This is a genomic window from Streptomyces recifensis (assembly GCF_002154615.1).
Classification (GTDB): Bacteria; Actinomycetota; Actinomycetes; order Streptomycetales; family Streptomycetaceae; genus Streptomyces; species Streptomyces griseoluteus.
In genome coordinates this window covers 1-7,674 of sequence record NZ_MUNH01000161.1, presented here as the reverse complement: position 1 = coordinate 7,674, position 7,674 = coordinate 1, and the positions used below count along the sequence as shown (strand labels likewise).

At 72.5% G+C, this 7,674-nt stretch carries 5 protein-coding genes and 1 pseudogene; 5 read left to right on the top strand and 1 reads right to left on the bottom strand.

Features of this window, described 5'->3' with window-relative positions; genetic code table 11:
- The first annotated feature begins 255 nt into the window (after positions 1–255).
- The 5 genes from CCN33_RS10580 to sucD all read left to right on the top strand — a co-directional run bounded on the left by CCN33_RS10580 (position 256) and on the right by sucD (position 7,260).
- Positions 256–1,386: an ATP-binding protein gene (locus tag CCN33_RS10580; protein ID WP_086693396.1), complete on the top strand. Its 1,131-nt coding sequence runs from the start codon at positions 256–258 to the stop codon at positions 1,384–1,386.
- Positions 1,383–3,725: a DUF5682 family protein gene (locus CCN33_RS10575; protein ID WP_208621705.1), complete on the top strand. Its 2,343-nt coding sequence runs from the start codon at positions 1,383–1,385 to the stop codon at positions 3,723–3,725. Before CCN33_RS10580 ends, CCN33_RS10575 begins: the two co-directional genes overlap by 4 nt.
- Positions 3,722–4,900: a VWA domain-containing protein gene (locus tag CCN33_RS10570; protein ID WP_086693395.1), complete on the top strand. Its 1,179-nt coding sequence runs from the start codon at positions 3,722–3,724 to the stop codon at positions 4,898–4,900. Before CCN33_RS10575 ends, CCN33_RS10570 begins: the two co-directional genes overlap by 4 nt.
- A 265-nt stretch (positions 4,901–5,165) precedes the next feature.
- Positions 5,166–6,347, top strand: a complete 1,182-nt coding sequence (gene sucC / locus CCN33_RS10565; RefSeq protein ID WP_086693394.1) for an ADP-forming succinate--CoA ligase subunit beta — start codon at positions 5,166–5,168, stop codon at positions 6,345–6,347.
- 28 nt (positions 6,348–6,375) lie between these two features.
- Complete coding sequence (gene sucD / locus CCN33_RS10560; RefSeq protein ID WP_030811903.1) at positions 6,376–7,260, top strand: succinate--CoA ligase subunit alpha; 885 nt, start codon at positions 6,376–6,378, stop codon at positions 7,258–7,260.
- Positions 7,261–7,344: 84 nt separating this feature from the next.
- Here sucD and CCN33_RS10555 read toward each other — a convergent pair.
- A pseudogene (locus tag CCN33_RS10555) lies at positions 7,345–7,674 on the bottom strand (RNA polymerase subunit sigma-24); the annotation flags it as partial.

The window sequence follows — 7,674 nt, the reverse complement described above, 5'->3', positions numbered from 1 at the left end:
GCCGCTGCCCGCACCGGACCACGGCCCCGCCACACCGAGTTTGCTTCCCGCTTTGCGCGACGACGCGTCAGGCGCCAGGTCCAGCACCTGCTCCGCGGTCCGGCGCACCCCCTGCTGAGTCATGCCAACGACGTTAGAACGCCCCACTGACAATCGGTCATGCGAGCGCGTTCACGCAGGTCAGGGCGATTGTCAGTGGGGTGCTGCATGGTGGATGCCAGTTGACCCACGGCCGAGCTGGAGGGGGCCTCAGCCATGACTGTGTCCATGGAACCCACGAACGTCGAACCGAACCCGGGCCAGGCGCCGCAGGCGTTGCGACCGCACGCCGAGGACGCCTTCGCCGCCGAACTCACCGCGCTCGCCGCGCAGGACGACCGGCCGCGCCCGGAGCGCTGGAAGCTGTCGCCGTGGGCGGTCGCCACGTATCTGCTCGGCGGCACGCTGGCCGACGGAACCGTGATCACACCCAAGTACGTGGGCCCGCGCCGGATCGTCGAGGTCGCCGTCACCACGCTGGCCACCGACCGCGCCCTGCTCCTGCTCGGCGTGCCCGGCACGGCCAAGACCTGGGTGTCGGAGCACCTGGCGGCCGCCGTCAGCGGCGACTCCACCCTGCTGGTGCAGGGCACCGCCGGCACGCCGGAGGAGGCGATCCGGTACGGCTGGAACTACGCCCGCCTGCTCGCCCACGGCCCGAGCCGGGACGCCCTGGTGCCCAGCCCCGTCATGCGGGCCATGTCCGAGGGGATGACGGCGCGGGTCGAGGAGCTGACCCGGATACCGGCCGACGTGCAGGACACGCTGATCACGATCCTGTCCGAGAAGACCCTGCCGATCCCGGAGCTGGGCGAGGAGGTCCAGGCCGTGCGCGGCTTCAACCTCATCGCCACCGCCAACGACCGCGACCGGGGCGTCAACGACCTCTCCAGCGCGCTGCGCCGCCGCTTCAACACCGTGGTGCTGCCGCTGCCGGAGAGTGCCGATGCCGAGGTCGACATCGTCAGCCGCCGGGTCGACCAGATGGGCCGCTCGCTCGACCTGCCCCGGGCGCCCGAGGGGCTGGACGAGATCCGCCGGGTCGTCACCGTCTTCCGCGAGCTGCGCGACGGCGTGACCACCGACGGCCGCACCAAGCTGAAGTCGCCGAGCGGCACCCTCTCCACGGCGGAGGCGATCTCCGTCGTCACCAACGGTCTCGCCCTGGCCGCCCACTTCGGCGACGGCGTGCTGCGTGCCGGGGACGTGGCCGCGGGCATCCTCGGTGCCGTGGTGCGCGACCCGGCCGCCGACCGGGTCGTCTGGCAGGAGTACCTGGAGACGGTCGTGCGCGAGCGCGACGGCTGGACGGACTTCTACCGGGCCTGCCGGGAGGTGAGCGCGTGAGCGAGGCCCAGTCCCCGGCCGGGGTGTTCGAGACGGGCCCGCTGCTGCTGGGCGTCCGGCACCACGGGCCGGGCTCCGCGCGGGCGGTGCGGGCCGCGCTGGACGCCGCCGCGCCCGCCGTGGTCCTCATCGAGGGCCCGCCCGAGGCCGACCCGCTGATCCCGCTGGCCGCCGACCCCGACCTGCGTCCGCCGGTCGCGCTGCTCGCCCACGCGGTGGACGAGCCCGGCCGCTCGGCGTTCTGGCCGATGGCGGAGTTCAGCCCGGAGTGGGTGGCGATCCGCTGGGCCGTCGAACGGGGTGTTCCGGCCCGCTTCATCGACCTGCCCGCCGCCCATTCGCTGGCCCGGCAGGAGGAGACGGGCGACGGTGACCCGGAGGAGGAAGCCGAGCACGCGCGCGTGGACCCGCTCGCCGCCCTCGCCGAGGCCGCCGGGTACGACGACCCCGAGCGCTGGTGGGAGGACGCCGTCGAGCACCGGGGTCCGGGCCGCGGCGAGCCGTTCGCGCCGTTCGCCGCGCTGGAGGACGCCATGGGCGCCCTGCGCGAGCGGTACGGCGACGGCGGCCGGCCGCGCGACCTCGTGCGCGAGGCGTACATGCGGCTCCAGATCCGCGCCGCCCGTCGAGAGTTCGGGGACGAGGTGGCCGTGGTCTGCGGCGCCTGGCACGTGCCCGCCCTCCGCACGAAGGCCACCGTCACCGCCGACCGGGCGCTCCTCAAGGGTCTGCCCAAGCTCAAGACCGACCTGACCTGGGTGCCCTGGACCCATCGCAGGCTGGCCCGGTCCAGCGGGTACGGCGCCGGCATCGACTCGCCGGGCTGGTACGCCCACCTGTTCGGCGCGCCGGACCGTCCGGTGGAGCGGTGGCTCACCAAGGTGGCCGGGCTGCTGCGCGAGGAGGACCGGATCGTGTCCTCCGCCCCTGTCATCGAGGCGGTCCGGCTGGCCGACACCCTCGCCGTGATGCGCGGCCGTCCGCTGGCGGGCCTCACCGAGACCACGGACGCGGTGCGCGCGGTGCTCTGCGAGGGCTCGGACGTCCCGCTGTCCCTGGTGTACGACCGGCTGGTGGTCGGCGACGTGCTGGGCGAGGTCCCGGAGTCCGCGCCCGCGGTGCCCCTGCAGCGGGACCTCGCCCGTGAGCAGCGCCGGCTGCGGCTCAAGCCGGAGGCGCTGGAGCGCGAGCTGGAGCTGGATCTGCGCAAGGACACCGACGCCGCGCGCGGCCGGCTGCTGCACCGGCTGCGGCTGCTCGGCGTCGGCTGGGGCGAACCGGCCCGCTCGCGCGGGAGCACGGGCACCTTCCGGGAGACCTGGCGGCTGCGCTGGGAGCCGGAGCTGTCGGTACGCATCGCCGAGGCCGGGGTCTGGGGCACCACCGTGCTGGGCGCGGCCACCGCCAAGGCGGAGGCGGACGCGGCCGGCGCGCGGGCGCTGGCCGACGTGACCGCGCTGGCCGAGCAGTGCCTGCTCGCCGGGCTGCCGGACGCGCTGCCCGTGGTGATGCGGGTGCTTGCCGACCGTGCGGCGCTCGACGCCGACGTGAGCCACCTCGCCCAGGCGCTCCCCGCCCTGGTCCGCTCGCTGCGCTACGGCGACGTACGCGGTACCGACACCGGTGCGCTGGCCGACGTCGCCGCCGCCCTCGCGGAGCGTGTCTTCATCGGGCTCCCGCCCGCCTGCACCACCCTGGACACCGACGCCGCCCAGGAGATGCGGGGTCACGTCGACGCCGTGCACGGCGCGGTCGGGCTGCTGGCCGAGACGCTCACCGGGCGCGACGGCCTCCGGCCCCGCTGGCGGGCGGTGCTGCGCACGCTGTCCCAGCGGGACACCGTGCCGGGGCTGCTCCGGGGCCGGGCGGTGCGGCTGCTGCTGGACGACGGGGTGCTGGAGGCCGAGGACGTGGCCCGGCTCATGGGGCTGGCCCTGTCACCGGGGACTCCGCCCGGGGACGCGGCCGCATGGGTCGAGGGGTTCGTCGGAGGCGGCGGGGGAGGGTTGCTGCTGGTGCACGACGAGCGGCTGCTCGGCCTGGTCGACGCCTGGCTGACCTCTGTACCCGCCGACGCGTTCACCGACGTGCTGCCGCTGCTGCGGCGCACCTTCTCGGCGTACGAGCCCGGGGTGCGCCGCACGCTCGGCGAGCTGGTCCGGCGCGGTCCGGGCGGCGGTGCCGGGACCGCGGGCCACCCGGCGACCGCGTCGGGCTTCGCGCCGGACCCCGATGCCGGACGCGCGGACGCCGTGCTGCCGGTGCTGCGTCTGCTGCTCGGCCTCACGCCGGATCAGCCGCAATCGACGGACGACGACCTCGCGGGGGTGGGGGCATGACGAACGGGACGACACGACTGGACGGCGACGCCGAGCGGCTGCGCCGGTGGCGACTGGTGCTCGGCGGGGACCAGGCGGACGGCACGGGAGTCACGCTGACCGGCCGGGACGCGGCGATGGACGGCACCCTGACCGCGCTCTACGGCCGGGGCGACAAGGCGGGCAAGAACGCGGCCGGGCGGGAGCGTTCGGCGGGACTCGGCGGTTCGGCGCCCACCGTGGCGCGCTGGCTCGGGGACATCCGCACCTACTTCCCCTCCTCCGTCGTGCAGGTCATGCAGCGCGACGCCATCGACCGGCTCGGGCTGGCCGCGCTGTTGCTGGAGCCGGAGATGCTGGAGGCGGTGGAGGCCGACGTCCACCTGGTCGGCACCCTGCTCTCGCTGAACAAGGCGATGCCGGAGACGACCAAGGAGACCGCGCGGGCGGTGGTGCGCAAGGTGGTCGAGGACCTGGAGAGGCGGCTGGCGACCCGCACCCGCGCCACCCTCACCGGCGCGCTCGACCGCAGCGCCCGCGTCAGCCGGCCGCGCCACCACGACATCGACTGGAACCGCACGATCGCGGCCAACCTCAAGCACTACCTGCCGGAGTACCGGACGATCGTGCCGGAGCGGCTCATCGGGTACGGGCGGGCCGCGCAGTCGGTGAAGAAGGAGGTGATCCTCTGCATCGACCAGTCCGGCTCGATGGCCGCGTCCGTGGTCTACGCCTCGGTCTTCGGGGCGGTGCTCGCCTCGATGCGGTCGATCAGCACGCGCATGGTCGTCTTCGACACCTCCGTCGTCGACCTCACCGACCAGCTCGACGACCCGGTGGACGTGCTCTTCGGCACCCAGCTCGGCGGCGGCACCGACATCAACCGGGCGCTCGCCTACTGCCAGTCGAAGATCACCCGGCCCGCCGAGACGGTGGTCGTCCTGATCAGCGACCTGTACGAGGGCGGCATCCGGGACGAGATGCTGAAGCGGGTCGCGGCGATGAAGGCGTCCGGCGTGCAGTTCGTGACCCTGCTCGCCCTCTCCGACGAGGGGGCGCCCGCCTACGACCGGGAACACGCGGCCGCGCTGGCCGCGCTCGGCGCCCCGGCGTTCGCCTGCACCCCGGACCTCTTCCCCGAGGTGATGGCCGCCGCGATCGAGAAGCGCCCGCTGCCCATACCGGACACCGCGTGACAAGCTGGATGGGGGTACCCGTCGAACAAGTGCACCCCATGAGGCACGGCGTGTCAGGGAAAACGGCATCATGTGACAGGTATCACCGCTCGGGTGTGACCCGCGATTTAGAGGCCCCCGGCAAGCAGGGATAACCTGCGAGACGGACATGCCGCGCGCTCGGACACCGTGTGCGCACCCCTTGTGACAAGCGGACGTCACGTTGCCCTTCGCGGCACGCCCACGCATCCAACGACCGCGAGATCACTGATAGGGACGGAAGCGCGTGGACCTGTTCGAGTACCAGGCGAGGGACCTCTTCGCCAAGCACGATGTACCGGTGCTGGCCGGTGAAGTCATCGACACGCCTGAGGCGGCGCGCGAGATCACCGAGCGTCTGGGCGGCAAGTCCGTCGTCAAGGCGCAGGTGAAGGTCGGTGGTCGTGGCAAGGCCGGCGGCGTCAAGCTCGCCGCCACCCCGGACGAGGCCGTCGCCCGCGCGACGGACATCCTCGGCATGGACATCAAGGGCCACACGGTCCACAAGGTGATGATCGCCGAGACCGCTCCGGAGATCGTCGAGGAGTACTACGTCTCCTTCCTCCTCGACCGTGCCAACCGCACCTTCCTCTCCATCGCCTCCGTCGAGGGCGGCATGGAGATCGAGGAGGTGGCGGCCACCCGCCCCGAGGCCGTCGCCAAGACCCCGATCGACGCCATCGACGGCGTGGACGAGGCCAAGGCCCGCGAGATCGTCGAGGCCGCCAAGTTCCCGGCCGAGGTCGCGGACAAGGTCGCGAACGTCCTCATCAAGCTGTGGGACACCTTCATCAAGTCGGACGCCCTCCTCGTCGAGGTCAACCCGCTGGCGAAGGTCGCCTCCGGCGACGTCCTGGCCCTGGACGGCAAGGTGTCGCTCGACGAGAACGCCGAGTTCCGTCACCCCGAGTACGAAGAGCTGCACGACAAGGAAGCGGCCAACCCGCTCGAGGCCGCCGCCAAGGCGAAGGGCCTCAACTACGTCAAGCTCGACGGCCAGGTGGGCATCATCGGCAACGGCGCGGGTCTCGTCATGAGCACCCTGGACGTCGTCGCGTACGCCGGTGAGAAGCACGGCAACGTGAAGCCCGCCAACTTCCTGGACATCGGCGGCGGCGCCTCCGCCCAGGTCATGGCGAACGGCCTGGAGATCATCCTGGGCGACCCGGACGTCAAGTCCGTGTTCGTCAACGTCTTCGGCGGCATCACCGCCTGCGACGAGGTCGCCAACGGCATCGTCCAGGCGCTGAAGCTCCTCGAGGAGCGCGGCGAGAAGGTCGAGAAGCCGCTCGTCGTCCGCCTCGACGGCAACAACGCCGAGCTGGGCCGCAAGATCCTCACCGACGCAGACCACCCGCTGGTCCAGCGCGTCGACACCATGGACGGCGCGGCCGACAAGGCCGCCGAGCTGGCCCACGCCGCAAAGTAAGCACTCAGGACGAGGACACCAACACACCATGGCTATCTGGCTCAACAAGGACAGCAAGGTCATCGTCCAGGGCATGACCGGCGCCACCGGCATGAAGCACACCAAGCTCATGCTGGGTGACGGCACCGAGGTCGTGGGCGGCGTCAACCCGCGCAAGGCGGGTCAGACCGTGGACTTCGACGGCACCGAGGTACCCGTCTTCGGGACCGTCAAGGAGGCCATCGAGAAGACCGGCGCCAACGTCTCCGTCATCTTCGTGCCGGAGAAGTTCACCAAGGACGCCGTCGTCGAGGCGATCGACGCCGAGATCCCGCTGGCCGTCGTGATCACCGAGGGCATCGCCGTGCACGACACGGCCGCCTTCTGGGCGTACGCCGGCAAGAAGGGCAACAAGACCCGGATCATCGGCCCGAACTGCCCCGGCATCATCACGCCGGGCCAGTCCAACGTCGGCATCATCCCGGGCGACATCACCAAGCCGGGCCGCATCGGCCTGGTCTCGAAGTCCGGCACGCTGACGTACCAGATGATGTACGAGCTGCGTGACCTGGGCTTCTCGACCGCCGTCGGCATCGGTGGCGACCCGATCATCGGCACCACGCACATCGACGCCCTGGCCGCGTTCCAGGACGACCCCGACACCGACCTGATCGTGATGATCGGTGAGATCGGTGGCGACGCCGAGGAGCGCGCGGCCGCGTTCATCAAGGACAACGTGACCAAGCCGGTCGTCGGCTACGTCGCGGGCTTCACCGCGCCCGAGGGCAAGACGATGGGCCACGCCGGCGCGATCGTCTCCGGTTCGTCCGGCACCGCCCAGGCGAAGAAGGAGGCCCTCGAGGCCGCGGGCGTCAAGGTCGGCAAGACCCCGACCGAGACGGCCAAGCTGGCGCGGGAGATCCTGAGCGCCTGACGCTCGGCCCCTCTCGGGCAGCACGCCGGCGGGCCCGTCCCCTTTTCGGGGGCGGGCCCGCCGCCGTTTTCCGCGCACCGGGTGTCAGCCGGGTGAGGGCGCCAGCCGTTGTGGGCCGTTGCCCGCCTCCCGGCGCAGCTTGGCGCGCAGGGTCAGTTCGGTGCGGGAGAGCGGGCCGAGGGCGGGGGCCGGGGGGACGCCCCGTACGGCCTGGGCGGGGGCGATGGGCGCCTCGTAGTGGGTGGGTGCCGTGCGCAGGGTGAGGCCGGTCGCGCCGATGACGGCGACGGTGAAGGCGATGGCGGCGCGGGTCCAGAAGGCGTTGCGGCGCTCGCCCGAGGTGCGCACGGTGGTCGGGGCGTCGGCGCGGAGCCGTTCCGTGGAGGCGAGTTCCATCAGGCGCCGGTGCAGGGT

Bases quoted from the DNA above. Each gene is read 5' to 3' on its own strand.
- sucD (WP_030811903.1), top strand. From the start codon at position 6,376: ATGGCTATCTGGCTCAACAAGGACAGCAAGGTCATCGTCCAGGGCATG.
- CCN33_RS10580 (WP_086693396.1), top strand. From the start codon at position 256: ATGACTGTGTCCATGGAACCCACGAACGTCGAACCGAACCCGGGCCAG.
- CCN33_RS10570 (WP_086693395.1), top strand. From the start codon at position 3,722: ATGACGAACGGGACGACACGACTGGACGGCGACGCCGAGCGGCTGCGC.